Source organism: Streptomyces thermodiastaticus (assembly GCF_014656135.1).
GTDB lineage: Bacteria > Actinomycetota > Actinomycetes > Streptomycetales > Streptomycetaceae > Streptomyces > Streptomyces thermodiastaticus.
This window is the reverse complement of the sequence record NZ_BNBV01000013.1, coordinates 63,563-89,997: the sequence shown is the minus strand read 5'-3', so window position 1 is coordinate 89,997 and position 26,435 is coordinate 63,563. Positions and strand designations below refer to the sequence as shown.

Annotated in this window: 19 protein-coding genes and 1 pseudogene; 11 read left to right on the top strand and 9 right to left on the bottom strand. The window is 73.5% G+C overall.

The genetic code is table 11. The features are described from left to right. Positions 1-459 precede the first annotated feature (459 nt). The 3 genes from gnd (at position 460) to IE286_RS14345 (ending at position 4,933) form a co-directional block, all read left to right on the top strand. The gene (gnd, locus tag IE286_RS14355; protein ID WP_189797080.1) at positions 460-1,899 is read left to right on the top strand and encodes an NADP-dependent phosphogluconate dehydrogenase; all 1,440 of its coding nucleotides are present in this window, start codon (positions 460-462) and stop codon (positions 1,897-1,899) included. Between the two features lie 1,046 nt (positions 1,900-2,945). Beyond that, complete coding sequence (locus IE286_RS14350; RefSeq protein WP_189797138.1) at positions 2,946-3,611, top strand: response regulator transcription factor; 666 nt, start codon at positions 2,946-2,948, stop codon at positions 3,609-3,611. Next, a complete protein-coding gene (locus tag IE286_RS14345) occupies positions 3,608-4,933 on the top strand; it encodes a sensor histidine kinase (protein ID WP_229862704.1) in 1,326 nt (441 codons plus the stop codon). Before IE286_RS14350 ends, IE286_RS14345 begins: the two co-directional genes overlap by 4 nt. Here the strand turns inward: IE286_RS14345 and IE286_RS14340 are convergent. Beyond that, a complete protein-coding gene (locus tag IE286_RS14340) occupies positions 4,839-6,350 on the bottom strand; it encodes an aromatic amino acid ammonia-lyase (RefSeq protein ID WP_189797079.1) in 1,512 nt (503 codons plus the stop codon). The two genes, IE286_RS14345 and IE286_RS14340, sit on opposite strands and share 95 nt — an antisense overlap. 62 nt (positions 6,351-6,412) lie before the next feature. On the opposite strand from IE286_RS14340, the gene IE286_RS14335 reads away from it, so the two are divergent. The 4 genes from IE286_RS14335 to IE286_RS14320 are packed head-to-tail and all read left to right on the top strand — an operon-like array spanning position 6,413 to position 11,683. Next, complete coding sequence (locus tag IE286_RS14335) at positions 6,413-7,987, top strand: FAD-dependent oxidoreductase (RefSeq protein ID WP_189797078.1); 1,575 nt, start codon at positions 6,413-6,415, stop codon at positions 7,985-7,987. Continuing rightward, positions 7,984-9,057, top strand: a complete 1,074-nt coding sequence (locus IE286_RS14330; protein ID WP_229862701.1) for an alpha-hydroxy acid oxidase — start codon at positions 7,984-7,986, stop codon at positions 9,055-9,057. Before IE286_RS14335 ends, IE286_RS14330 begins: the two co-directional genes overlap by 4 nt. A gap of 56 nt (positions 9,058-9,113) precedes the next feature. Continuing rightward, a complete protein-coding gene (locus IE286_RS14325; protein WP_189797135.1) occupies positions 9,114-10,418 on the top strand; it encodes a cytochrome P450 in 1,305 nt (434 codons plus the stop codon). Further along, positions 10,415-11,683: a cation:proton antiporter gene (locus IE286_RS14320; protein ID WP_189797077.1), complete on the top strand. Its 1,269-nt coding sequence runs from the start codon at positions 10,415-10,417 to the stop codon at positions 11,681-11,683. The genes IE286_RS14325 and IE286_RS14320 overlap by 4 nt, the downstream gene beginning before the upstream one ends. Positions 11,684-11,764: 81 nt before the next feature. On the opposite strand, the gene IE286_RS14315 is transcribed toward IE286_RS14320, so the two are convergent. Together IE286_RS14315 and IE286_RS14310 are read right to left on the bottom strand one after the other, a co-directional pair. Next, positions 11,765-13,213 carry a class I adenylate-forming enzyme family protein gene (locus IE286_RS14315; RefSeq protein WP_189797076.1) on the bottom strand — a complete coding sequence of 483 codons (1,449 nt, stop codon included), beginning with the start codon at positions 13,211-13,213 and terminating at the stop codon, positions 11,765-11,767. Further along, on the bottom strand, positions 13,206-14,747 hold the full coding sequence (locus tag IE286_RS14310; protein ID WP_189797075.1) for an NAD(P)-binding domain-containing protein: 1,542 nt from the start codon (positions 14,745-14,747) through the stop codon (positions 13,206-13,208). Before IE286_RS14310 ends, IE286_RS14315 begins: the two co-directional genes overlap by 8 nt. A gap of 160 nt (positions 14,748-14,907) precedes the next feature. On the opposite strand from IE286_RS14310, the gene IE286_RS14305 reads away from it, so the two are divergent. From IE286_RS14305 to polX, 4 genes and pseudogenes are all read left to right on the top strand, one after another. Next, a complete protein-coding gene (locus IE286_RS14305) occupies positions 14,908-15,366 on the top strand; it encodes a MarR family winged helix-turn-helix transcriptional regulator (protein ID WP_189797074.1) in 459 nt (152 codons plus the stop codon). A gap of 129 nt (positions 15,367-15,495) precedes the next feature. After that, positions 15,496-16,728, top strand: a pseudogene (locus IE286_RS14300) (MFS transporter); the annotation flags it as partial. A gap of 151 nt (positions 16,729-16,879) precedes the next feature. After that, positions 16,880-17,896: a sigma-70 family RNA polymerase sigma factor gene (locus IE286_RS14295; protein ID WP_189797073.1), complete on the top strand. Its 1,017-nt coding sequence runs from the start codon at positions 16,880-16,882 to the stop codon at positions 17,894-17,896. 96 nt (positions 17,897-17,992) lie between these two features. After that, complete coding sequence (polX, locus tag IE286_RS14290) at positions 17,993-19,771, top strand: DNA polymerase/3'-5' exonuclease PolX (protein ID WP_189797072.1); 1,779 nt, start codon at positions 17,993-17,995, stop codon at positions 19,769-19,771. A gap of 37 nt (positions 19,772-19,808) precedes the next feature. Here polX and IE286_RS14285 read toward each other — a convergent pair whose 3' ends face one another. The 6 genes from IE286_RS14285 to IE286_RS14260 form a co-directional block, all read right to left on the bottom strand. Further along, positions 19,809-21,032 (bottom strand): baeRF2 domain-containing protein, encoded by a 1,224-nt coding sequence (locus IE286_RS14285; protein ID WP_189797071.1) that lies wholly within the window; start codon positions 21,030-21,032, stop codon positions 19,809-19,811. Between the two features lie 115 nt (positions 21,033-21,147). Further along, a complete protein-coding gene (locus IE286_RS14280) occupies positions 21,148-22,479 on the bottom strand; it encodes an MFS transporter (RefSeq protein WP_189797070.1) in 1,332 nt (443 codons plus the stop codon). 401 nt (positions 22,480-22,880) lie between these two features. Further along, entirely contained in the window at positions 22,881-23,831 is a 951-nt protein-coding gene (locus tag IE286_RS14275) for a catechol 2,3-dioxygenase (RefSeq protein WP_189797069.1), read from the bottom strand. After that, positions 23,812-24,909 (bottom strand): 4-oxalomesaconate tautomerase, encoded by a 1,098-nt coding sequence (locus IE286_RS14270; RefSeq protein ID WP_189797134.1) that lies wholly within the window; start codon positions 24,907-24,909, stop codon positions 23,812-23,814. Before IE286_RS14270 ends, IE286_RS14275 begins: the two co-directional genes overlap by 20 nt. Positions 24,910-24,932: 23 nt before the next feature. Then, entirely contained in the window at positions 24,933-25,640 is a 708-nt protein-coding gene (locus IE286_RS14265; protein WP_189797068.1) for a 4-carboxy-4-hydroxy-2-oxoadipate aldolase/oxaloacetate decarboxylase, read from the bottom strand. After that, the gene (locus tag IE286_RS14260; protein WP_189797067.1) at positions 25,637-26,386 is read right to left on the bottom strand and encodes a PIG-L deacetylase family protein; all 750 of its coding nucleotides are present in this window, start codon (positions 26,384-26,386) and stop codon (positions 25,637-25,639) included. The genes IE286_RS14265 and IE286_RS14260 overlap by 4 nt, the downstream gene beginning before the upstream one ends. Positions 26,387-26,435: the final 49 nt, after the last annotated feature.

Sequence of the window (26,435 nt, the reverse complement as noted above, 5' to 3'; positions counted from 1 at the left end):
GGTCGCTTCACCGCATCAAGCGGCCGCCGCTCACGGCTTGTTGCACGGACCGGCGCACCGGGGAAGCCGACGCACTCACTCGGCCGCGGGCCGCGTCCGGAGGCACGGAGCCGGGGAGCCGGAGCACGCGCCGGGGAGCCGACCGTGACGGATGTGCGGCGACCGCATCGGCGCGTCACGATGGTCGCAGCCGGTCCCGCGACGGACCATGGGTGACCGCGGGCTGCCACGGACGACGACCGGGACCACCGGAGCGCAGGCCGGGAACACCGGAGGGCTCCGGAGGAGGACGGCGGGCTGCCCGGCAGGCCCCGGGAACAGCCGGCCGTCCCGCAGGCCTCGGGGGCGGCCGGCTGCCACGGACGACGGCCCCAGGGCGGCGGCCGGACGACAAGCAGCGGCCGGGACGACCGACGACGGCCGACGAAAACCGGCACGGACCACTGAGGAGCGAGCGGTATGAGCACGACAGCCCAGATCGGCGTCACGGGGCTCGCGGTCATGGGCCGCAATCTGGCCCGCAACTTCGCGCGCAACGGCTACACCGTGGCCCTGCACAACCGCACCGCGCAGCGCACGCACGACCTGGTGGAGCAGTTCGGTCACGAGGGCGACTTCGTGGCCACGGAGAAGCCCGAGGACTTCGTGGCGGCGCTGGAGCGTCCGCGCCGCCTGATGATCATGGTGAAGGCGGGTGAGCCGACCGACGCGGTGATCGAGGAGTTCGCCCCGCTGCTGGAACCCGGCGACATGATCATCGACGGCGGCAACGCCCACTTCGCCGACACCCGGCGGCGCGAGCGGACGCTGCGTGAGCGGGGCATCCACTTCGTCGGCACCGGCATCTCCGGCGGCGAGGAGGGCGCGCTGCACGGCCCGAGCATCATGCCGGGCGGCTCGGCGGAGTCGTACACGTCGCTGGGTCCGATGCTGGAGAAGATCTCGGCGAAGGCGAAGGACGGGTCGCCCTGCGTCACCCACGTCGGCCCGGACGGCGCGGGGCACTTCGTGAAGATGGTGCACAACGGCATCGAGTACGCCGACATGCAGCTGATCGGCGAAGCCTACCAGCTGCTCCGCGAGGTGGGCGGCTGCTCCCCCGCGCAGATCGCGGAGATCTTCCGCACCTGGAACACCGGCCGGCTCGACTCGTACCTCATCGAGATCACCGCCGAGGTGCTCTCCCATGTGGACGCCGCGACGGGCAGGCCGTTCGTGGACGTGGTGGCGGACCAGGCCGAGCAGAAGGGCACCGGCCGCTGGACCGTGCAGATCGCCCTCGACCTGGGGGTGCCGGTGTCGGGCATCGCGGAGGCGGTCTTCGCGCGCTCGCTGTCCGGCCACGCGGACCTGCGCCGGGCCTCCCGGGGCCTGGCGGGCCCGAAGGCGTCCGCGCTGACAAAGTCCGAGGCGGCGGCCTTCGCGGACCGGGTGGAGCAGGCGCTGTACGCGTCGAAGATCGTGTCGTACACCCAGGGCTTCCACGAGATCGCGGTGGGCAGCGCCGAGTACGGCTGGGACATCGACCTCGGTGCGGTCTCCGCGATCTGGCGGGCCGGCTGCATCATCCGCGCGGCCTTCCTGGACCGTATCCGAGCCGCGTACGACGCCCGGCCGGACCTGCCGAGCCTGCTGTCCGACGACACCTTCGCCCAGGAGATCGCGGCGGCCCAGGACGACTGGCGGGAGGTCCTCGTCGCCGCGACCCGTCAGGGCGTGCCCGCGCCCGGCTTCGCCGCGGCCCTCGCCTACTACGACGCGTTGCGCGCCGAGCGCCTGCCGGCCGCGCTCACCCAGGGCCAGCGGGACTTCTTCGGCGCGCACACCTACCGTCGGGTGGACCGCGAGGGGTCCTTCCACACGCTGTGGGGCGGGGACCGGTCGGAGGTCACGGCGTAGGCCGTGCGGGTCCGCGGGATCCCGGTCCGCCGGGCGGCGCGCGCCGGACGCCGTCCCGGTCCGCTCCCCGGGCCCGCCTCACGCCAGCGGAGGCCCCGGTTCGGGGCTGGGCACCGGTTCCGGCCCCGGCGGGATCGGCGACGGCGACGGCTCGGGCGGCGGCCCCGGGTGCGGGGGCGCCGGAGGCGGTGCGGGCGGCGGCCCCGGGTGCGGGGGCGCCGGAGGCGGTACGGGCGGCGGAGGCGGTTCCGGGGCGGGGGACGGCTCCGGCGGGGGCACCGGATGGGGGCGCGGCGGCGGATGCTCGGGGTCCGGTCGCGGCGTGGGCGACGGCGACACCGGGTCGGGATACGGATCGGTCATGGCGTCCTCCGGCCAGTCGGTCGGCAACGGCGTGGGACTACTGCCCCGCCTACCCGGCGCCCGCCCCGCCAGTCACCCGACGGTACGAGGACGAGAACCCGGGCGGGCGCACACGGTGGCGCCTCACCAGGTCACCGCGAACGTGATCGTGGTCGAGGCGCCGCGGTGAGCACCGTCCCGCCCACCGAGGCCGGCGCCGGCGGCCTGTTCAGCACCGTGCCCGCTGTGCCCGTGCGTCGAAGCGTCGTCGGCGCCCGCCGGCCCGCCCGATGCCTCCGAAGGACGCGGTCACGCTCCCGGGCGCCGGCCTCTGCGCCGGGCCCGGGTGACGGTGAACGCCAAGAAGGCCGCCAGGAGCGTGGTGGTGACGGCACCGGCCGCCACCACCACAGCGGTGGTCCGGCCGCGATGGGAGGCAGCGGCAATCGGTCACCCACCGGGCATGGCGACCGCGGCCCAGCGACCGCAGCGGACGTCCCCGGCAACGGAGAGCGGAGCCTGCGGCCCGGCGCCGTGGCCCGAGACCGGCGCCGGCCGTCCCCCTGGCCTGATCCCGTCGCTGCGCGGCCGTCTCGGCGGAGCCCGTGCCCTGAGCGGCTTCTGATCCGGAACTCCCGTGCGTCGCAGAGGCGTTGACAGGCGCGAGAAAAGCGGCGAGGGAGGGCACAGTGACGCAGGAGCACATGCGGGATCCCTGGCGGTTACTGCTGGTCGAGGACGACCGGGAGCTGGTCGGCATGCTCACCGAAATCCTGCGGGACGAGGGGTACGCGGTGGACGTCGCGACCGACGGGCAGCGGGGACTGCACCTCGGGCTCACCCGCACGTACGACGTGCTCGTCATCGACCGGAGGCTGCCGGTGCTGGACGGTCTGGATCTGCTGCGCCGGCTGCGGTCCCGTCCGGTGCGCTCACCCGTGCTGCTGCTGACCGGCATGGGCAGCGTGCCGGACCGGGTGGACGGGCTGGACGCGGGTGCCGACGACTATCTGGCCAAACCCTTCGACCTGGACGAACTCACCGCCCGGCTGCGGGCGTTGTGCCGGCGGTCGCTGGACGTCAGCGAGGTGCTGCGGATCGGTACCGGCCGGCTGGACGTCTCACGCCGGGAGGTGGTGCTCGCGGACGGTGAGCGCATCTCCCTGGCCGCGCGGGAGTTCGCGCTGCTGTGGGTGCTGGCCACCCGGCCCGACGCGGTGTACTCGCGGGCGGAGCTGCGCCGCACGGTCTTCGAGGAGGCGCACGCCCCGTCGATCGTCGACACCTATGTGTACTACCTGCGCCGCAAGCTCGGCCGCAAGGCGGTGCGGACGGTGCGCGGGGTCGGCTACCGGCTGGGGGCGCTGTGAGAAGGCCGCGCCGCAGCGAGGAGGAGGTGGTGGTGCGCCGGGCCCGGTGGCGGATCGTGTGGACCACCGGTGCCGTCATCACGCTGCTGATCGTGCTCGTCGGCGCCGTCGCCTACCTGGTGACGGCACGGGCGCAGGACGAGCAGGTGCACCGCGAGGTGCGGTTCGGCGCCGCGCACGCGGACCTGTCACGGCCGCCCGGGTGCATGTGGCTGTACGGGCCGGGTGCACCCGCGCTGCCGAACGCGCCCGCCGGGTTCCCGTTGGAGGACGATCTGGAGCGGGTGCGGTCGACCGGCGAGCCGGTCGAGCGTGCGGTGCACCGCGGGGACATCACCTATCTGGTGCGCACGCAGGTCCGGGACAACGGCGACGTGGTGCAGGCCGTGTTCGATCTGCGGTTCCAGCTCGCCGACCGCAGTCACCTGCTGTCCGCGCTGGGGGTGGCCGAGGCGGTGGGGCTGGTCGCCACGGCCGTCACCGGTCTGGTGCTCGGCTGCCGGGCGGTGGCACCGCTGGCCGAGGCACTGGCCCGGCAGCGCCGGTTCGTCGCGGACGCCAGCCACGAGCTGCGCACGCCGATCACCCAGCTGCACACCCGGGCGCAGGTGCTGGCGCGCCGGGCGGCGAACGACGGGCTGCCGGCGGCACACCGCGACGGCCTGCGGCTGCTGGTGACCTCCCTGGGCCGGCTCGGCGAGGTGCTGGACGATCTGCTGTCGTCGGCGGCCCTCGCGGCGGGTCCGGCGTGGCGGGCGAAACGGCGGGTGGACCTGGTGGACCTGGTGCGGTCGGCGGCGGCCGAGGAGGACGAACGGGTCCAAGAGCGCGGGCTGACCGTCCGGGTGGACGGCCCGCCGTTTCCGCTGTGGGTCGACGGGGTCGCGTCCGCCCTGCGCCGGGCGGTCGGGGAACTGCTGGCCAACGCCATCGCCCACACCCCGCGCGGCGGGCGGATCGACCTGGTGCTGTCCCGTGCGGACGGCTCGGCGGTGCTGACGGTCACGGACACCGGCAGCGGCTTCGCCCGTGGGGAGGCCGAGCGGCTGTTCCGCCGCTTCCACCGGGGCGGCGACGGCCGGTACGGGCTGGGGCTGGCGCTGCTGCGGGAGGTCGTCACCAGCCATGGCGGCACGGTGACGGCGGACGGGCGGCCGGGGCACGGGGCACGGTTCACCCTGCGGCTGCCGCTGAGCCCGCCGTCGGAGCAGGCCGCGGACGGTGCGCTCAGGGCAGTGCGTGGCCGGCGAGCACTCGTGCCGCTGTCCGGACGTCTGCGTCCAGCGGCCGGTCCGGGTCGACCGGATCGATCGCGGCGCTGAGGGCGTCCAGGAGGTCCGCGCAGCGGGGCGCGGTGGGCCGGCGGGCGCCGACGTGGACGGCCTGGCGCAGGCCGAGGGCGAGGGAGCCGCACAGCAGGCCGAGCAGCTCGGCCAGGTCGTGGGCGCGCAGGGCGGCCTGGGTGCCGAACGGGACGACGTCCTGGTTGTGCAGGTTGGTCGGCAGGCTCTGCATGGCGGCGGGGGTCGCGTTGCGGCGGATCTCCGCGACGAAGGCGGTGGTCGCCAGCTGCACCCCTTGCAGGCCGTGCTGGGCGCCGGGCCGGGTGGCGAGCATGGGCGGCAGGCCGCCGTTGCGGTGCGGGTCGACCAGCAGGTCGAGCTGGCGTTCGGCGAGGTTGCCGAGCTGGGCGGTGACGGAGGCGAGCAGGTCGGCGGCGAAGGCCGCGGGCTGCCCGAAGAAGTTGCCGCCGTGCACCACCTTCCCCTCCCCCGCCTCGCCGGGGAAGAACAGCGGGTTGTCGCTGATCTGGGCCAGGTCGGCGGCGACCACCGCGTCGACGTACCGCAGCGCGTCCTCGGCGGCGCCGAGCAGCTGCGGGGAGCAGCGGATGCTGTACGGCTCCTGCAGCGGGCGTGTCCCGGACGGCACGGCGCCCTCCAGCCATTGCCGCATGCGGGCGGCGGTGGCGGCCGCGCCGGGGTGGGCGTAGGCGCGCATCAGGTCCGCGTCGAGGAATCCGGGGTCGCAGCCGAGGACGTCGGCGAGCAGGCAGGTCAGGGCAGTCAGGGAGCGGTGGGCGGTGCGGACGGCGTCGTGGGCGAGGGCCAGGGCCGCGGTGGTGACGGAGGTGCCGTTGACGAGAGCGAGGGCGTCGCGGCCGTCCAGGGCGAGGGGGCGCAGTCCGGTGGCGGCGAGTGCCTCGGCGGCGGGCATGCGGCGGCCGTCGGCGTAGGCGTGTCCCCGGCCGCGCAGCGCCTGGGTGGCGTAGGCGAGCGGGACGAGGTCACCGCTGGCGCCGACGGAGCCGTAGCGGGGAACGGCGGGTGTGAACGTGGTGGCGAACATCTCCGTGAGCCGTTCGACGACGTCGGCGGAGACCCCGGACAGGCCCTGGGCGAGGGACCGGGCGCGTATCAGCAGGGCGGCGCGCACGAGGCCGGGCGGCAGGTCGGGGCCCTGGCCGGCGCCGAGGTGGGCGAGGGTGTTGTCGCACTGGTCGGCCTCGTCGGCCCGCCCGGCGTAGCCGGCGAGGGCACCGAAGCCGGTGGTGGCGCCGTAGATCGGCCGCTGCGGGCCGGTGCCGTCGCCGTCGCGCAGGGCGCGGAAGACGCGGTGCCCGTCCGCCAGCCGGGCGCGGGAGGCGTCGTCCACGGTGACGGTCAGCAGACCGGCCGCGTGGCGCAGGACGGCGGGGTCGAGGGGGTCGGAGAGCGAGACGGTGTCCGTGGTCAGCACGTGTTTCACGCTAGGAGTGGAATCTCAGAGCGTTTTGAGATGTGCTGGCTAGGTTCCGGGCCATGGCCTACGACTACGTGATCATCGGAGCGGGGCCGGCGGGCCTTCAGCTCGCCGCCTTCCTGGAACACGACGGTGCGGACTATGTGGTGCTGGAACGCGGCAGCACTCCGGGCACGTTCTTCACCCGGTTCCCCCGGCACCGCACCCTCATCTCGATCAACAAGGTGCACACCGGATACGAGGATCCGGAGCTGCGGCTGCGGATGGACTGGAACTCGCTGCTGAGCGACGATCCGGAGCTGCTGTTCACCCGGTACAGCCGGCGCTACTTCCCGCCGGCCGACGACATGGTCCGGTATCTGACGGACTTCGCCGAACGCACCGGTGTGCGTGTGCGGTACGGCACCGCCGTGACACGTGTCTCCCGCGACGAGGGCGGGTTCACCGTGACCGACGCCTCCGGGGGGACCTGGCGGGCGCGGCGCGTGGTGGTGGCGACCGGGGTGCCGCTGCCGAACCTGCCGGACATCCCCGGCATCGAACTGGCCGAACGCTACGACACGTTCGACACCGACCCGGAGTCCTTCACCGACCAGCGGGTGCTGGTGATCGGGCGGGGCAACTCCGCTTTCGAGACCGCCGACAGCCTGATGGAGCACGCGGCCGTCATCCACCTGGTCGGCTCCGGTTCGCTGCGTCTGGCCTGGCAGACGCACTACGTGGGTCATCTGCGGGCGGTGAACAACAACTTCCTGGACACCTATCAGCTCAAGCTGCAGAACGCGCTGCTGGACGGGCGGGTGCTGGAGATCCGGCGGGACGGGGACGGCTTCCGTGTGCCGGTGGCCTTCGAACGGGCCGACGAGGTGGTGAAGGACCTGCGCTACGACCGGGTGATCGTCGCGACCGGGTTCCGGTTCGACGCGTCGGTCTTCGACGGCAGCTGCACGCCCGAGACCGTGGTCGACGGCCGGTTCCCCGCCGTGACCCCCGTCGGGGAGTCGGTGAACGTGCCGGAGCTGTACTTCGCCGGGACCCTCACGCAGGGCCGCGACTTCAAGAAGTCCACCACCGGTTTCGTGCACGGGTTCCGCTACACGGTCCGCGCCCTGTACCGGGAGCTGCGCCGCCGTCACCACGGCGAGCCGTGGCCGGTGGCGGAGCTGGGCGGGGGCCTTCAGGCGGCGGTCGACCGCATCATCACGCGGGTCAACCGGTCCTCGGCGCTGTGGCAGCAGTTCGCCGTCCTCGGGGACGTGCTGCTGCTCGCCCCGGACGGCACGATGCGCTACGCCGAGGAGGTCCCGGTGGCCCATGTGCCGGAGGCGGTGCGCGCCGGGCACTTCGGCCCCGTGGCCGCCCATGCGGTGATCACCCTGGAGTACGGGGCCGACCACGACCGGGTGGACCCGTTCGACGTGACGGCGGCCCGCCCCGCGCAGCAGGACGCCTCGGGGCTGGACAGTCGCTATCTGCATCCGGTGGTGCGCTGGTACCGCGGCGGTCAGGACGCGGGCGAGCACCATCTGCGGGAGAACCTGGAGAACGAGTGGGACAGCGAGGACGTCCACCGGGCTCCGCTGCGCGCGTTCCTCGCCGACCGGTGCGGCCCGAAGGCCGCGGTGGCGTCGTGACGGCGCTGCGCACCCTGCGGGAGACGGCGCGCCGGGCCGTGGACCCGGTGTACTACGACTTCGTGGCGGGCGGCGCCGGCGAGGAGCGTGTCGTGGCCGACAACGAGCGCGCCTTCGACCGGTATGCGCTGCTGCCGCGGGTGCTGCGCGGCGCCGGGCGGCGGGACATACGTGTCGACCTGCCGGGTGCCCCCGCGGCGGGTCCGGTACTGGTCGCGCCGACCGCGTTCCACCGGCTGATGCACCCGGACGGGGAGCGGGCCACGGCGCGGGCCGCGGCGGCGGAGGGCGCCGTCCTGGTGACGGGGACCGCCGCGACCGTCCCGGTCGGCGAGGTGGTCGCGGCGGCCCGCGCGGCGGCGGCCGGTGCGGCGGTGTGGTTCCAGCTGACCCTGCATCCGCGCCGGGTGGTCACCGAGGCGCTGGTGCGGCGCGCGGAGGACGCCGGGTGCACGGCGCTGGTGGTGACCGTGGACGCGCCGGTGTTCGGCCGGCGTCCCCGGGATCTGCGCAACGGGTTCACGGACCTGCCGCCGGGCTACGCCGCGGAGAACATGCGGGACCTGCCCGGTGCCCCGCCGGGCGGGCTGACCGACATCCCCATGTCCCCGGCGGTCTCCTGGCAGGACTTCGACGCGCTGCGGGCGGCGACCGCGCTGCCCGTGCTGGTGAAAGGGGTGCTGCATCCGGCGGACGCGTCGCTGGCCGTCGCGCACGGGGCGGCCGGTGTCGTCGTCTCCAACCATGGCGGCCGCCAGTGCGACACCGTGCCGGCCGCCGTGGACTGCCTGCCGGCGGTCGCCGAGGCGGTGGCGGGCCGGGTGCCGGTGCTGCTCGACGGCGGGGTGCGCCGGGGCGGCGACGTGGCCGTGGCGCTCGCGCTGGGCGCGGCCGCGGTCGGGGTGGGCCGTCCGGTGCTGTGGGGGCTGGCCGCCGACGGCGAGGCCGGGGTGCGCCGGGTCCTGGCGGAGCTGCGCGACGACTACGAGCACACGCTGACGCTGTGCGGGGGTGCCCGCAACGCCGATCTGACACGGGACATGGTGGTGCGCAGAGGCGGGACGTGGTGAGCGGCGCACGGGAAGCGGACACGTGGTGGCTGCCGCGCGCCGTGGTGGCGCTGCGGATGCGCATCTTCGAGAAGGTGAACGGCGACAGGGCGCTGACGCTGCCCAGCGCGGTGTACGGACCGGAGGTGTTCGAGCGGGTGTACGCCCATCCGGCAGCCGGTGGCCGCAGCGCCGGGGCGGGGCTGTCCGACCTGTTCTGGTACTGGCTGTCGCCGGGGCCCGAGGTGCACCAGGAGCATCTGGAGTCCGGCCCGCGCTACGACGACGTGGCCGCGACGACCCGGCGGATCCTCGCCGGCGACTCGGCCGGTCTCACGGCGGCGGCGACCCGTGCGGTCGCGGGCGTCCTGGACGCGCTGCCCACGGACCGGATCAGCCTGGTGCGGCTGCGCGACCTGGTGATGCCGGCCTGGGCGGAGTTCTGCTACGGGCTGGTGTTCCGCGAGCCGTGCCCGCCGCACGCCCGGAAGCTGATCGTCGCGCACGCCAGGGACGTGATCGACGCCCTGAAGTGCACCTCGCTGCGTCATCCGCGGCGCAGGGCGCGGCTGACGGCATATCTGCGCGAGCGGGTGGCGGCCGGGGACGTGCCGCACCGGCTGCCGGCCTCGCTGTCGCCGCAGGAGCAGGTGTTTTACCTGCAGGGCACGTTCTTCAACACGGCCGTCGTCCAGCTTTCCGAGGCCACCGCACACCTGCTGCTGGCCCTGGCCCGCCACCCGGAGGTGCAGCGGCGGGTCGCACACAACCCGGACGACGACCGGTATCTGAGCCACGTGCTGGACGAGACGATGCGGCTGTACCCGCTGTTCGGGATCGCGCACCGCATCACCACGGACGACATACCGCTCGACGAGGCCACCACGCTGCCGGCCGGGTCGGTGGTGTGTTTCAGCTACCCGGACTATCACGCCACCGGTTACGAGCGGCCGGAGGCGTTCGACCCGGACCGCTGGGCGTCGCTGTCCGCCCGGAACGCCCCTCACATCCCGTTCGGGGTGGCGGCCAACCGCCCGTGCCCGGCCTGGCGGCTGTCGCCGCTGGTGCTGCGGGCCGCCGTGCGGGAGGTGCTGCGACGCTTCCGGCTGGACTCCACGGTCTCGCACACCCGGTCCATCCCGCACCGGGCGCCGTGTCTGCTGGTCCCGCGCCACTTGCAGCCCGGAGCGCGTCTGGCGCCGCTGCGCACCTTTCTGCGGGTGCGCGACGGCGTGGAGGACGTCGTCCGGGGGGTGCGGCAGCTGGTGCTCGGCACGGTGATGGTGCTGCACGCCCGCCGGCAGCGGCTCGCCGCGCGGTACTTCGCCCAGTTCCCGCCCGACCGGTGCCCGGTCGCCCACACCACAGGAGGCCCCGCATGACGCCCGCGGAACTGTCCCCCAGGTTCTTTCTCGCCGTGGTGGTCGTCCTGGCCGTCTGCCGGCTGGTGGTGATGCTGGTGCGGCGGCTGGGCCAGCCGCCCGTGGTCGGGGAGATGCTCGCGGGCGTGGTGCTGGGGCCGTCGGTGCTCGGCGCCCTGCTGCCGGACGTGGAGGCGGGCCTGTTCCCGCAGGAGGTGCGGCCGGTCCTGTACGTGGTCGGGCAGATCGGTCTCGTGGTGTTCATGTTCCACGTGGGCTGGGAGTTCCGGGTGGACCGGCTGCGCGGTGTGGCCCGGCCGGCCGGGCTGGTCTCCCTGGCCGGGATGCTGGTGCCGGTGGCGCTGGGGGCGGCGCTGATCGCCGCCGTCGGGCCGCGGACCGGCACCCTGGCGCCGGGCGTGCCGCTGCTGGTGTCTGCGCTGTTCGTGGGGGTGGCGCTGGCGGTGACGGCGTTTCCGATGCTCGCCCGGATCATCGCCGAACGGGGCCTGACCGGGACCCGGTTCGGGTCTCTGGCGCTCGGTGCGGGCGCGGTGGACGACGCGGCGGCGTGGATGCTGCTCGCGGGGGTGTTCAGCATCTCCGGGGGCAGCGCGGATCTGGTGTCGCTGGCCGTGGCCGGCGCCCTCGGGCTCGTCGCGGTGCTGGCGGTGGTGACACGTCTGCGCAGCCGCACCGTGCGGCTCACCGACCGCGTGGCACCCGAGAGCCTGCTGCCGGTGCTGCTCGGCGCACTGTTCCTGGTGGCCTGGTACACCGACGAGATCGGGCTGTACGCGGTGTTCGGCGCGTTCAGTCTCGGGCTGGTCTTCCCGCGGTCGCAGCGGCTGGACCACACGGTGGAGACGCTCGAGCCGGTCGGCACGGTGTTCCTGCCGCTGTTCTTCACCTACTCGGGGCTGAACACCGACTTCGCCCTGCTGGGCTCCGGGCCGGTGCTGCTGCTCACCCTGGGCTGCGTGCTGGTGGCGGTGGCGGGGAAGTTCGGCGCGTGCTGGCTGGCCGCGCGGCTGACCGGGGAGCCGTCGGCGGTGGCGCTGCGGGTGGGGGCGCTGATGAACGCGCGGGGGCTGATGCAGCTCATCGCGCTGAATCTGGGCCTGGCGGCGGGCATCGTGACGCAGGCGCTGTTCAGCGCCCTGGTCGTGGTCGCCGTCGTCACCACCGTGATGACCTCGCCGCTGCTGGCGTGGCTGGACCGGCGGGAGCGGGCACGGGGCAGCCGCCCGCCCCGGCGGGCGGCGGTGCCGTCCCCGGCCGGCTGAGCAGCCGCCGGAACACCTCCGGGCTCCGCCGGCGCACCAGGTATGCGCCGGCGGAGCCCGGTGGCTGTGTGCGGTGAGCGGCTAACCCCTGGCCGCCAGGGCGCGTTTGTCGGGTTTCCCGGCGGGGGTGAGGGGCACCTCGTCGATCAGCGTGAGCCGGGCCGGGGCGGTGGCCTCGCCCAGCTCGGCCGCCACCAGGGCCCGCAGTTCCCCGAGGCGGGGGGTGCGGCCCGGCCGGGGCACCACATAGGCGTGGACGGCCTCGCCGGTGCTGTCGTCGGGGACGGCGACGACGTACGCCTCCGCCACCGCGGGGTGGGTGGCCAGCACCCGCTCGACGGGGCCGGCGTAGTGCACCTGGGCGTTGACGATGACGACGTCGCGGGCCCGCCCGGTCAGCCAGAGCCGGCCCTGCTCGTCGAGGTGGCCGATGTCCCGGGTGCGGACCCAGCCGTCGGTGAACACCTCGGCGCTCAGGGCGGGTTCGTTCCAGTAGCCGCAGCCCTGGGAGGGGGTGCGGACGAAGAGCTCGCCGTCCGTGCCGGGCGGCACCGGCCGCCCGCCCGCGTCCCGCACCTCGACGTCGACCGGGGGGACGCCCAGCGAGCCGGGTTCGTCGTACGGGGTGGCCATGGAGATCATGCCGGTCTCCGTCTGGCCGTACCCGTGGAAGACGACCGGCCCGAGGACCTCGGCGGCCTCGCGCAGCCGGGCGGCGCCGATCGGGGAACCGGAGACCATCAGGGCGCGCAGTGAGCCCAGGTCCACGGGACGGTCCCGCACGCTCGCGACAAGCCTGTTCAGGCGGGCCACGGTGATGACGCTGCCGGTGGCCCGGTGGCGCACCAGGCTGTCGGGGAAGGCGGGGTCCTCGGCGGTGACGAGGGTGCCGCCGGCGGCGAGGGCGAGCAGCCCGTACTCCAGCACGACCTGGCTGGCCAGGGAGCCGAAGACGAGGAACCGCTCCAGGCGCGGGGCGAGTTCGCGGACGGCGGGCGGCCAGCGGTCGGGGTGGAGCGCCCAGGCCGCGGTCATCGCGGCGTAGGTCTGGGCGCACGCCTTGGGCAGTCCGGTGCTGCCGCTGGTGTGGATGAGCCGGGCGACATCCTGCGGGCGGCCCGAGATCCGCGGGCGGCGGCCGTCGTCCTCGGCGGCGAGCAGGCCGTCCAGGGCGAGGACGGTGCCGCCGGGTTCGCCGGCCGTGCCGTCGGGCCGGTCGGTGACGCGGAAGGCGGTGCCGGCGAGCAGATGCCGGCGCTGGCCCTCCGTGAGTCCCGGCCGCAGCCCGACGACACGGGCGCCCACCACGTGGGCGGCGAGGTATGCGGCGAACGCCTCGGGGCTGACGCCGAGCAGCAGCGCGACCCCGTCGCCGGGGCCCACGCCGTGCCCGCGCAGGCCGCCCGTCACCCGCCGGACCTGCGCCAGGAGCTGGGATCCGCTGACGACCCGGTCGCCGTGCTCGAAGACGGGGCGGTCGCCCGCCGCCTCGAGCAGGTCGAGCACGGCGCCGGGGAACTGCTCAGTCAAGGCAGGCCTTCACGAACGCGGCGAGCGGCCGGCGGTGGACGGACGGGATGTCCCAGTCGTTGTCCAGGTTCTCCGCCAGATGGTGGGTGCCGGCGAGGGTGCCGTCGCGGTAGTGGCGCACCACGGGATGGAGGTAGGTGGAGTCCATGGCGTGCTCGGGGTCGTTCTCGCGGACGCGGGGCACGGTGACGTCGAACGGGTCGGCGTGGTCGTGGCCGGGTCCGTACTCCAGGTCGATGACGAACCGGTGGGCCGCGGGGCCGAGGTGGCCGTCGGTGACGTAGTCCAGGGGGACCTCCTCCTGGTACAGGGCGTGGTCGTCGTGGACGGTGACGACGTCGCCGAGGTAGCCGAACTGCTGCCACAGGCCGGAGGAGCGGTTGACGCGCTCGACGAGGGCGTCGGCGACGGCCTCGGGCGCGGCGGGCAGGGTGCGGGACGGCCAGGGCGTGGCGTGGTAGCGGGCGCCCAGGATGCGGTGCAGGGCGCGTGCGCCGTAGCGGAAGCCGTGGATGAAGCCGTTGGTGGAGCGCTTGAAGTCGCGCTGCTGGGTGAGGGTGCCGGCGAAGTACAGGCCGGGGACGTTCACCGACTCGTAGGCGGAGGTCTGGGCGGGGAACCGGCCGTCGATGACGAGGTCGGGCCGGCAGCCGGCGTCGAACAGCGAGGCGTCGAAGCGGAATCCGGTGCACACCACGATCCGGTCGTAGTGCAGTTCCCGCAGTCGTTCGGTGGTGCGGGCGTAGCGGAACAGCACCCGGTAGCCGCCGGCCCGCCGTTCGATGCGCTCGACGGTGCCGTCCAGGACGGCGTTCTGGGATTTGAGCTGGTAGCTGTCGAGGAAGTTGTTGTTGACCGCGCGCAGATGGCCCACGAAGTGGGTCGTCCAGGCCATCTTCACCGAGTGCGGTCCGGCGACATGGATGACGGCGGCCTTCTCCATGAGGGCGTCCGCGGTCTCGAACGCGGAGTTGCCCTTGCCGAGGACGAGCACCCGCTGGTTGGTGAAGGAGGCGGGGTCGGTGTCGAAGTCGGCGTACTGCTCGGTGTGTTCGATGCCGGGGATGTCGGGGATGTGCGGGAGGCCGACGCCGGTGGCGACGACGAGACGCCGGGCGCGCCAGGTCCGGTCCGTGTCGTCGCGCACCAGGAAGCCGTCGCCGTCGCGCAGGACGCGGGTGACCCGGACGCCGTACTCGGCGCGCACGCCGCTGCGCCGGGCGAAGTCGCCGAAGTAGCGCACCAGGTCGTCGGCGTGCGGGAAGTACCGCTCGCTGTAGCGGGTGAAGAGGAGTTCGGGGTCGTCGGTGAGCAGGGAGTTCCAGTCCATGCGGAGGGCGAGCTCCGGGTCTTTGTACCCGGTGTTGACCTTGTTGATCGATATGAGCCGCCGGTGCCGGGGGAAGCGGGTGAAGAACGTTCCCGGTCCGCTCCCCTGCTCCAGGACGAGGTAGTCGCGTCCGTCGCGCTCCAGGAGAGCGGCGAGCTGCAGTCCGGCCGGTCCGGCTCCGATGATGAGGTAGTCGCGCACCATGGGGCGGACGCTAACGGCCGCGGATCAGAGGTCTTTGAGATTGCGGCCCGCGCTCGCCGGCCGCGGCATCGGCCTCATGCTGCGGGGTGCGGTGCGGGTGTGCTCGTTTTGTGACCGGCCGGGTCTTGGCTTCACCCTACACCGGGTGCATAATACACTTATGCATAAGCGGGTTATGGACACCGGCTCCCCGGAGACCTCCGGCGAGGACCTGATCATCGCCGTGGAGCAGATGGTCCGGTACGTCCGGCAGAGCGCGACGACCGGCGGGCTGAGCACCGCGGCCAGCTCGGCCCTCGGGCGGCTGAGCCGGGAGGGCCCGCAGCGGCTGACCGAGCTGGCCCGGGCGGAGAACGTCTCACAGCCCAACATGACGCAGCTGGTCACGCGGATGGAGCGGGCCGGTCTGGTCCGTCGGGTCGCCGACCGCACCGACGGCCGCGGAGTGCTGGTGGAGGCCACCGAGACCGGTCTTGAGGTGTTCCGGCAGCGGCGGGCCGAGCGCGCCGAGGCGCTGGAACGCCTCATCGCCCAGCTGCCCGAGCCGGAACAGCGCGCGGTGCGCACCGCCCTGCCGGCACTGGCCCGCGTGATCCGGAAGCACCGGGAGCGTCCCTGAGCCCGCGGACACACGTCGCCGGGAGCGTCCCTGAACCCGCACGACACACCCTCGCCGTCCCCGTCGCCGCACACGTGCCGGGCGTGAGTCGCCGCACGTGTGCCGCTACCCGAGTGGAGAAGAGCGGTCATGAGCACACCGCACAGTAAGAGTTCCAGTCCGTTCCGGCAGCCGAAGGCCGTGTGGGCCGTGGCCTTCGCCTGCGTGATCTCGTTCATGGGCATCGGCCTGGTCGACCCGATCCTGCCCGCGCTCGCGGAGAACCTGCACGCCTCGCCCAGCCAGGTCTCCCTGCTGTTCAGCAGCTATCTGATAGTCACCGCGGTCGCGATGCTGATCGTCGGCTGGTTCTCCAGCCGGTTCGGGGCCAAACGCACCCTGGTCATCGGCCTGACCGTCATCGTCGTGTTCTCCGCGCTGGCGGGATCCACCGGCTCCATCAACGGCATCGTCGGCTTCCGCGCCGGCTGGGGTCTGGGCAACGCCCTGTTCATCGCCACCTCCCTGGCGGTGATCGTCGCCTCCGCCAGCGGCGGTTTCGGCGGCGCGATCATCCTCTACGAGACGGCCCTCGGCCTGGGCATCGCCGTCGGTCCCCTGCTGGGCGGTGAGCTGGGCGCCATCAGCTGGCGCGGCCCGTTCTTCGGTGTCGCCGTGCTCATGGCCATCGCGCTGGTCGCCACGCTCGCCTTCGTGCCGCCGCTGCCCAAACCGGAGCGCCGCACCTCGCCGGTGGCGCCGCTGCGTGCACTGCGCCACCGCGGCCTGCTGACCATGGGCATCATGGCCCTGCTGTACAACTGGGGCTTCTTCACGATGCTCGGCTACGCCCCCTACCCCATGGAGCTGGGCGCGCACCAGCTCGGCCTGGTCTTCACCGGCTGGGGTCTGCTGGTGGCCGCCTTCAGCGTCCTGTTCGCCCCGCGGCTGCAGGCCCGATTCGGCACGGCGAAGGTCCTCTACGCCAACCTGCTGGGCCTGAGCATCGTCATGGCGATCATCGCCGCCGGGGTCACCACGCCCACCGTGGTCATCGTGGCGGTCATCGTCAGCGGCGCCTTCATCGGCATCAACAACACCCTCACCACCCAGGCCGTCATGCTCGTCTCCCCGGTCGAGCGCCCGGTGGCCTCCTCCGCCTACGGCTTCCTGCGCTTCATCGGCGGCGGCCTCGCCCCGTACGTGGCGGGCAAGCTGGCCGACGCCACCGACCTGAGCGTGCCGTTCTACCTGGGTGCCGCCACCTTCTTCCTCGCGATTCCCGTGCTCGCCAGCGGGCACCGGCTGCTCGCCCGTGCCGAGGCGGGCACCCTTGAGCCCGAGTCCGCTCCGGCGCCCGCGGATGCCGGCACCCCGGCCGCGACCGACGCCCGCGGGTGACCGTGCCGCCGTCGTCCGGGACCGCCGCCGCGCCGGGGCGTGGGCGGCGGTCCTGGCATGACGGCGAGGCGCCCGGGTACCCGTTGCAGCTCGCAAGGACAGCGGACCTGTGCAACGGGACGGAGGACGGCCGATGTGCGCACGCGCACGCAACGCGACGGATGTGCGGGAGACCCGTCGTGCCGCCGAACGCTCCGCACGCCCCCGCAGCCGCGTCCCGGAGCCCGGCGACGAACCTGATCTGCTCGGCCAGTATCTGCGGCAGATCTCCGCGACGCCGCTGCTCGACGCCGAGGACGAGGTGCGGCTGGCCCAGCGCATCGAGGCAGGGGTGCGCGCCGCCGAGGAGCTGGAGCGGGCCAGGGCCGAGGGCCGCGAGCTCGACGAGCGGCGCCACCGGGACCTGGAGGCCGCCGTGCACGACGGGGAGCGCGCCAAGGACCACATGATCCGGGCCAACCTGCGGCTCGTGGTGTCGATCGCCAAACGCCACGCCCACCGGGGCCTGCCCCTGCTCGATGTGATCCAGGAGGGCAACTGCGGGCTGATCCGGGCCATCGAGAAGTTCGACCACACCAAGGGGTTCAAGCTCTCCACGTATGCGACCTGGTGGATCCGCCAGGCCATCGAACGGGGCCTGGCCCAGCACGCCCGCACGGTGCGGCTGCCCAGTCATGTCGTGGAGCAGCTGCAGAAACTCGCGAAGGTGGAACGCCGGCTGCGGCTGCGCCTCGACCACGAGCCCAGCGACGAGGAGGTCGCCCGGGAGAGCGGGCTGAAACCCGAGCGGGTCGCCTGGCTGCGCCGGGTGGGCCGGCACGCGGTCAGCCTCGACACACCCGTCGACGACACCGGCGAGACCGTGGTCGGGGATCTCATCCCGGCCACCGACGTGCTGCAGGCACCCGAGATCGCCGAGTACCGGGCGCTCGCCGAGGAGCTGCGCGACGCCCTGGGCACGCTCGGCCCCCGCGAGGCCATGATCCTCAGCCTGCGCTACGGGCTGCACGACGGACAGCCCCGCACCCTGCAGCAAGTGGCGGACCAGGTCGGCCTGACCCGCGAACGCGTCCGCCAGCTGGAGAAGCAGTCGCTGGCCCATCTGCGGGCGCCGGAACGCGGCGAACGCCTGCTGGACTGGGCGAGCTGACCGGCTGGGCGGGCTGACCGGCTGGGTGTGCCGTCCCGGGACGGCCCGGCGACGCACCGGATCGCCCGGGCGGGTGTGTCCTCCTATCCTCGAAGTGTGGCTCGTTCCAACGACGAGGTCGCCGCGCTCCTCGCCGAGTACGCGGACCTGATCTCGATCACCGGAGGGGACGCGTTCAAGGCACGTGTCTACGAGAAGGCCGCCCGGTCGGTGGGCGGCCACCCGGCCGACGTGTCCGCTCTCGACGCCAAGGGTCTGCGGGAGATCCCCAACGTGGGCGCGTCGATCGCGGAGAAGATCCTGGAATACGTCCGCACCGGCAGGGTGTCCGCGGTGGAGGAGCTGCGGGCGAAGATCCCCGCCGGGGTGCGGCGGCTGACACGGATCCCGACGCTCGGCCCGAAGAAGGCCTGGGTGCTCTACGAGGAGCTCGGCATCTCCTCGGTCGAGGAACTGGCCGAGGCCATCCGCGACCAGCGGCTGCGCGACCTGAAGGGTTTCGGTCCGCGGACCGAGGAGAACATCCTGCACGGCATCGAACTGCTGCGGTCCTCCTCCGACCGGGTCCTGCTGGACGTGGCCGCCGGCCTCGCCGAGGACGTCCTCGCCGCGCTGTCCCAGGTGCCCGGCTGCCTCCGGAGCGCGTACGCCGGTTCGCTGCGCCGTATGCGGGAGACCGTCGGGGACATCGACGTGCTGACGGCGGCGGTGGATCCGGAGCCGCTGATGGCCGCGTTCACCGAGCTGCCCGACGTGACGGAGGTCGTGGCGCACGGCCGGAAGAAGAGCACGGTCCGCACCACCAAGGGCCTGTCCGTCGATCTGCGGGTGGTGCCGCCGGACGCCTGGGGTGCGGCCCTGCAGTACTTCACCGGCGCCAAGGCGCACAACATCCGCACCCGCGAGATCGCGGTGCACCAGAAACTCAGACTGTCCGAGTACGGGCTGTTCGACGCCGAGACCGGCGAGAAGATCGTCTCCAAGACGGAGGAGGAGGTCTACGCCCGGCTCGGGCTGCCCTGGATCCCGCCGACGCTGCGCGAGGACCGCGGGGAGATCGAGGCGGGGCTGCGCGGGGAACTGCCCGACCTGGTCGAGGAGTCCCGCATCCGCGGCGACCTGCACACCCACACCGACCTCACGGACGGTCTCGCACCGCTGGAGGAGATGGTCGCCGCGGCCGCCCGGCGCGGCTACGCCTACTACGCGGTCACCGACCACGGTCCCGCCCTGGCCATGCAGCGCATGACCGACGAGCGGATGCTGGCCCAGCGCGCGCAGGTGCGCGCCCTCGACGGCGTCTACGGCCGGCGCGGCCGGCGCCGCTCCGGCGGCGGGATGCGGCTGCTGCACGGCGTGGAGCTGAACATCGGCCCGGACGGTTCGGTGGACTGGCCGGAGGACTTCCTGGCCGGCTTCGACCTGTGCGTGGCCTCGGTGCACTCGCACTTCAACCAGTCGCACCGGGAGCAGACCCGGCGGCTGGTGCGGGCCTGCGAGAACCCGTACGTGAACATCATCGGACATCCCACCACGCGGATCATCGGCCGGCGGCCGGCGCTGGACGCGGACTGGGACGAGGTGTTCGCCGCGTGTGCGCGCACCGGCACCGCCCTGGAGATCAACGCCCGCCCGGACCGGCTGGACCTGCGCGACGAGGACATCCTGCGGGCCCGGCGGCACGGTGTGAAGTTCGCCGTCGACAGCGACGCCCACGCGGTGATCCACCTGGCCGCGATGCGCTACGGCGTGGGCACGGCGCAGCGCGGCTGGCTGACCGGGGACGACGTGATCAACACCTGGCCCGAGGCGCGACTGCGCCGCTTCCTGCGCAAGGGCCGCACCCGGCGCGGGGCGGGCAGGCCGGCCGCCTGACGTTTCGCCTGTCCCTCCCTCTCCCTGGGGTTTGCGTCTACAGCAGGTTCATGTCCGTGACGTCGCGGTAGCGGAGCACCACACCGACACCGTCCGTCAGCAGCGTCTCGTCGGGCGGGAGGACGACCAGTTCGGCTCCGGTGCGGACGATGGCGTGCAGCAGGGCGGAGGCGGCCGGCTGCGGCTGGGCGCCGGTCATGCCGAGGGACGCCGCCTCGTCGCCGGTCAGGGCGATCCGCCCCGACCGCTGGTCGAACCACAGGAGTTCGGGCAGCTTCAGGGGGGTGCTGAGCAGGACGGCCTGGGCCTGGCGGCGTTGCAGGGCCCGTACGACGGCGGCGGTGCCCTCCGACCGGCTCCGGTGCCGGGAGCGCTGGGTGAAGAAGACGTCCACGAACCGCTCGTCCTCCTTGCTCAGGCCCGAGTCGAGCACCTGGGCGAGGTGGGACTCGGCGAGGGCACGCCGGGCGGGGCAGCCGTGCGCGGCGGCACCGGCGTCCGTCTCGCCGCACACGTGTGTCCCGGCGGCGTCACCGTCGTCCGTCACATGGGGGACGTCGTGGCCGTGTTCGTCGCAGTCGATGACGGTCAGGCTGTTCTGCAGCTGGATGGGCAGATGGTCGATCAGGGCGTCCGACAGGCGGGGCGCGCCGTCGTCCCGGCACACCACGACGACCTCGGCGTGGTGTCCGTCGGCCAGGTCCGCCAGATCGCATGCGACCTGTGCCGCCTCGTGCGGCCAGTCCCGCACCGGCAGCCGGCGGGTCAGCCGGTGCCCCGGGGCGAGACGGCCGGCGGGCCACCGCCCGGCCTCGCCGGCCACGTGCACCTCCCCGGCGCCGTCCGGACGGCCGTCGGTGCCGGGTGCGGCGGCCGGGCCGCTGCGGGTGAGGACGACGGCCAGGTAGGGGATGTCGGGTGCGTGGGCGAGGGCGACCGGCAGCAGGTCGGCCAGCGGGCCGAACCGGGCGGTGCCGTGTTCGGGCGGGTCGGGCAGTCCGGCGGTGAGGGCGAGGCGTCCGTGCGCGGCGAAGAGGGCCTGCCCGTGCCGTCCGGGGATCTCGCAGTCCGTGCCGACCGCTGCGTCCAGGGCACCGAGCGTGACCTCGTCCGCCCCCTGGGTGCGCAGCGTCGTCCGCAGGTGCCGCCAGCGCCGTGCGATGGCCCGGTCCGGGTCCTCGCCGTCCCTGGAGGTGTCCAGGTGGACGCTGGCCCACGGGCCGGGCGCGCCGGTGACGGGTTCCAGGAACGACAGTTTCATCGTGCCCCTCGGATCCCCTCGTGCCCCGCTCGTCGGCGCCCCGGGTACCCGGCGGGCGCGGACGCCAATCGTGAGCCCGCGGCCGCCGGGTGTGCGGAGGGTGTGCGCGGGCGGGTCAGCCGGCGGCCACCGCCTCGCGGGCGGTGTCGTCGCGGGCCGTCCGCCGCGGTGTGCGCAGCGCGGCGAGGCCGATGAAGACGGTCGAGGCGACACCGGCCAGGGCGAAGGCGGTGAAACCCCAGTCGCCGTGGTCGGCGGCGAGCAGCTGTCCGCCCAGCCACGGGCCGAAGACGGCTCCGAAGCGGCCCATGCCGGAGGTCCAGCCGACGGCGGTGGCACGGATGTCCGGGGCGGAGCGGATGGAGACGGTCGCGTAGATCATCGTCTGGGCGCTGTTGAGGAACACGCCGGTGAGGAAGACGACCAGGAAGGTCACGCCGAGCGGCATGCGGACGCTGAGCAGGAAGACACCCGCGGCGGTGAGCGCGAACCAGATCGCGGAGATGCGCGGGGCACCGAACCGGTCCGCGGCCCGGCCCGCCACCAGCATGCCGACGATGCCGCCGAGGTTGAACAGGACGACGAAGGTCAGAGCGGAGCCGAGGTTGTAGCCCTCGTCGCGCATCAGGGTGGGCAGCCAGGTGGCGACACCGTAGACGAGGAGGAGTCCGCCGAAGGAGGCCAGCCAGTACAGCAGGGTCTGCAGCCACGCACCGCCGCGGAAGAGGGCCGGCACGGCGCCGACGGGAGATCTTCCGCGGGAGCCCGTGGTGTCCTTCGGCTCGGGCAGGTCGACCCCATGGCGGGTGGCGAGGGCGCGCGCCTGGTCGGTGCGGCCCTGGGCGAGCAGGAAGCTGAGCGACTCGGGCAGGGCCTTGATCAGGACGGGGACGAGCAGCAGCGGGATCACGCACACCCAGAAGGCCGAGCGCCAGCCGGCCGGCTCCACCAGCCACTGGGCGACATACGCGGAGAGGATGCCGCCGGCGTGGTGGGCGGTCATCAGCACGCCGATGGTCAGGGCGCCGCGGCCGCCCGGGGCGTAGTCGGACACCATGGAGATCGCGGTGGGCAGCAGGCCGCCGAGGCCGAGGCCGGCCAGGGTCCGGCCGAGACCGAAGACCGTGACCGAACCGGACAGGGCACACAGGCCGGAGGCCAGCGAGAACAGGGTGACGCAGGCGACCATCAGTTTCTTGCGGCCGATGCGGTCGGCGACCGTGCCCGCGGCCAGGGCACCGACCAGCATGCCGAACGTGGCATAGCTGCCCAGGTCACCGGCTTGTCCCGGGGTGATGCCGAGGGCCTTCGTGGCGAGCATGTGCGGCAGCACCGAGCCGTAGATGAACATGTCGAGGCCGTCGAAGAGCACGGCGAGCCAGCACAGGACGACCACCAGCAGGGCCACGGTGCGGCCCCGGGGAGACGGGCTGGGTGAGGAGGACATCATTGTTACCTCTCATGCGGGTGCGTACGCCGGGCGCCGGAGAGCCGCGGACGGGACGTCGTCGAGGTTGCCGACGCTCTTGTCGACTGGTCTCGGCGGCTGCCGGGGCCTTACAGGGCGCGGGCAGCGGTGCTGTCGGTGCGGGAAGGGAAGCCGCACCGGCGGGGACGAGCAAGGTGACGGTGCGGAGGGGTGCGGCGTCGCCGGGTGCGGTGGGCCGCGTCTGCGGGAGACGGAGCCGGCGGTCCGGCCGGCGTGCGGTCCGTGTGCGGTGCGTGTGGGTGTGCGGTGCGCGTGCTGTGGGTGTGCAGTGCGCGTGGGTGTGCGTGTGCGGTCCGTTGTGCCGGAGGGGGCCGCACACCGCCGTGGCATGCGGCCCCCTCGTGCGGCCGGGTGCGGCCTCAGGCCACGGGCGGTGTGCCGTGGGTGTGGAAGGACTCGATGGTCTTCAGGCCCCAGGCCTGGCCCTTGGCCCGCTCGGCCTCGGTCCAGGTGATCAGCGGCCAGTCGGGGGCCAGCACGAGCCGGGTCAGCGGGTTGCACAGTTCGATGCGGTTGCCGCCGGGCTCGTAGACGTAGAGGAAGAACGTCTGCTGGATGGCGTGCTTGTGCGGGCCGGTCTCGATGAACACCCCGGTGTCGATGGCCAGGTCGGCCGCGCGCAGGATGTCCTCGCGGGTGTCGGTGGCGAAGGCGATGTGGTGCAGCCGGCCGCGGGAGCCCGTCCAGTCCTCGGTGTAGACGACGTCGTAGGACTTGTCGGTGAAGGTCAGCCAGCGGGCCGCGATCCGGCCGTTGTCGAGCTGGATCTGCTCGGTGGGCCGGGCGCCGAGCACGTGCTGCTGGAACTCGGCATTGACGAGCACGTCGGCGGCGAGGAAGTTGATGTGGTCCAGGCGCCGTACGCCCACGCCGCGGTTGGGTTTGGCCTGCGGCTGGTTCTTCAGGGCGGGCCGCAGCTCCTCGGGTGCCCGGTAGTGCTCGCTCTCCCAGTACAGGGCGTGTTCGTGCCCGTCGGGGTCGGTGGTGACGTACAGCCTGCCGATGCCGGGTTCGTCCTCGGCCCAGTGGCCTTCGCGCCCGGTCTCCTCGATGGCCCTCACCCGGCGCAGCAGGGCCTCCTCGCTGGAGGCGCGCAGGGCGATCCGGCCGAGTCCGGGCTGCTCGCGCGCGGTGAGGACGAGGCTGTGGTGCTCGTAGTCGTCGAAGGTGCGCAGGTAGACGGTCTCGCCGTCCCGCCCGTTGACGGTGAGTCCGAGGAAGTCGGTGAAGAAGGCGACGCTGGCGTCCAGGTCAGGGGTGAACAGCTGGGCGTGGCCGACATGGGCGACGTCACCGAGAGGTGGAGCCATCATTGCCTCCAGATGCGGGTGCGGGGGTGGGGCCGGTTCGGGGCCGGGGGAAGACGGTGCCGTCGAAGATCTTGCGGGCGGTGCGTACGACGGCGGTCCGGCGCACCGTGACGGGGCTGCCGTCGTCACCGGCCTCGACCTCGGTGTCCAGGTCCAGGTATCCGGTGGGGTGTTCGATACGGGTGCGGGAGGTGTCCGCGGGCGGGCGGGCGATGCCGTCGGCCACGCCGCCCGGGACGCGCAGACCCGCCGCGACGCTCGCCGCGCCGAGCACACCGATGGAGGTGTGGCATCGGACCGGGATGAAGGTGCGGGTCATCACGGCGCCGTCGCCGGCCGGTTCGGCGAGCAGGGTCAGTTTGGGCACGGTGGCGGAGGTGACGTCGCCGAGGCCCATGAGGTGTCCGGCGGCCAGGCGGATCTCGCGCAGCCGGGCGGCCAGAACCGGGTCCTCCTCCAGATCCCGGGGGCTCTCGTAGCCGGTGACCTGCAGGGACCGGGCCGGGATCAGCACGGTCGGCATGCCGTTGTCCACGCAGGTCACCTCGATGCCGGCGACGGTGTCGCGCACGTTGCCGGTGGGCAGCAGCGGTGTGCCGGACGCCGGGAACTCGATCTCCACGGGTGCCGCGGTGCCGGGCACTCCGGAGATCTCCGCGTCACCCGCGTACTCCACCCGCCCGTCGGGGGTCGGGAAGGCGGCGATCGCGCGTTCTCGTGTGTTGAGCATGCGGATCCGTACCGAAGTCCGCTCTCCGCGGGGCGGCACGAGTCCGCGTTCGACGGCGAACGGGCCGACGCCGGCGAGGATGTTGCCGCAGTTCTGCCGGTCCGTCACCTCGGCGCGGTCCACGGCCACCTGCAGGAACAGGTAGTCGACGTCCGCCTCGGGGTCGGCGGAGGCGGACACCACGGCGACCTTGCTGGTGAGCGGGTGTGCGCCGCCGAGCCCGTCGATCTGGCGAGCATCGGGGCTGCCCATGACGCGCAGCAGCAGCTCGTCGCGGGCGGCCGGGTCGGCGGGCAGGTCTTCGGCGAGGAAGTAGGCGCCCTTGGAGGTGCCGCCGCGCATCAGCATGCAGCGGATGCCGTCGGCGGAGGTCACGAGCCCGCTCCGCGGACGTAGTCCTCGTAGGAGGTGTAGGTGACGCCCAGCTGCTCCAGTTTCTGCCGCAGGCCGTAACGGTCCAGGCCGAGCTGGCCTTCGAGGAAGGCGGCCCGGGTGGCGGCCTCCTTGGCCTCGCGGGCCTGCGCGGCCTCAGCGGCCTCGCGGGCCTTGTCGCGGGGGACGACGACCACGCCGTCGTCGTCGGCGAGGATCACGTCACCGGGCCGGATCAGCTGCCCTCCGATGGCCACCGGCACATTGACCGAGCCGCCGGTGGCCTTCACGGTGCCCTGCGCCGACACCGCCGCCGACCAGGCGGGGAAGCCCAGGTCGCGCAGTTCCTGGGTGTCGCGGACGCCGGCGTCGATGACCAGGCCGCGCACCCCGCGCCGCCGGAGCGCGGTGGCGAACAGCTCGCCGAACATGCCGTCGGTGGACGGCGAGGTGGTGGTGACGACCAGCAGGTCGCCCTCGCCGCACTGCTCGACCGCCGCGTGGATCATGAGGTTGTCGCCCGGCCAGGACAGCACGGTGACCGCGGTGCCCGCGGCCCGGATGCCCTGCTGGATCGGGCGCAGACGGGACGGGAGCAGGCCGGTGCGGCCCATGGCCTCGTGCACCGTGGCGACACCGAACCCGGCGAGCGCCTCGACGTCCGCGGCGTCGGCCCTGGGCACACCCGTGACGATGACGCCGCTCATGCCAGCTCCTTGGTGACCTGCGGGTAGGGACGCATGTAGGCCTCGGCCACGGTCTTGTGCGGCAGGCCGAGGTTGGGGCCCGCGTTCCGCTTGAGCTGCACGCCGCGGCGCACGGCCAGATCGGTGTAGTAGTCCCACAGATGCTGCTGGGCGGCCAGGCACTCCATCGCCTTGCGCTTGGTCTCCCACACCTCGGTGATGTCCAGCAGCACGTCGGGGGTGAAGCCGCACATCTCCGGCTGGTGGGGCTCGAAGTAGAACACGGGCGGGGCACCGATGATCTCGCCCGGCGCCGGGTAGCCGATGGCCTGAGCGAGCACCCGTGCCTGCAGGGCCATGCGGTTGGCCGCCGGGTGGTCGCCGTTGTAGGGGTCCTCGACGGGGTGGGTGAGGACGACGTCGGGCTGGGTCTCCCGGTAGAGGGCCACCAGCTGGTCGGTCAGTTCGGCGGTGGCCACCAGCGGGTAGTCGCCGGCGTCGAAGAAGCGGACCTGCGCGCCGAGGACGGCAGCGGCCCGCTCCGCCTCCTCGCGGCGTATCGCCTTGATCTCCTCCAGGGTCTTGCCCGCGCGCCAGGCCTTGGCGGACTCGCCGCGCTCGCCGAAGGTCAGACATGCGATGGTCACCTTCTCCCCCCGGGAGGCGGCCAGGGCGATCGCGCCGCCCGCGCGCCACACGAAGTCCCCGGCGTGTGCGGTGACGACGAGTGTCGAGCGTGGGGTCGGGGGCGTGCCGGCGTGGGTCATTGCTGCTCTCTCCTTGTCGGACAGGTGTCCGCCCACCACACCGGCGCCG